1 protein-coding gene is annotated in these 242 nt (G+C 68.6%); it reads left to right on the top strand.

Annotation, left to right across the window (positions count from 1 at the left end):
- A partial coding sequence (locus LCF57_RS11160) for an AMP-binding protein (RefSeq protein ID WP_226000746.1) occupies positions 1-242 on the top strand: 242 nt, incomplete at both ends.

Here is a 242-nt window from a genome sequence, read left to right as displayed (position 1 = left end):
GTTTGAGGAACAGGCGGAGCGCACGCCGGAAGAGGCGGCCGTCGTGTACGAGAACGACCGGCTGACGTATGCGGAGCTGAACGAGCGGGCGAACCGCTTGGCGGCCACGCTGCGCGCAAGCGGCATCGGCCGGGAGACGATCGTCGGCATTCTCGCCGAGCGTTCGGTGGACTTGCTGGTGGCCGTGCTGGCCGTCTGGAAAGCGGGCGGGGCGTATGTGCCGCTCGACCCGGATTATCCGG

The organism is Paenibacillus sp. BJ-4, assembly GCF_020404765.1.
Classification (GTDB): domain Bacteria; phylum Bacillota; class Bacilli; order Paenibacillales; family Paenibacillaceae; genus Paenibacillus.
Note: the sequence above shows the minus strand (reverse complement) of the source record. Positions and strands in the feature narration are given on the sequence as shown.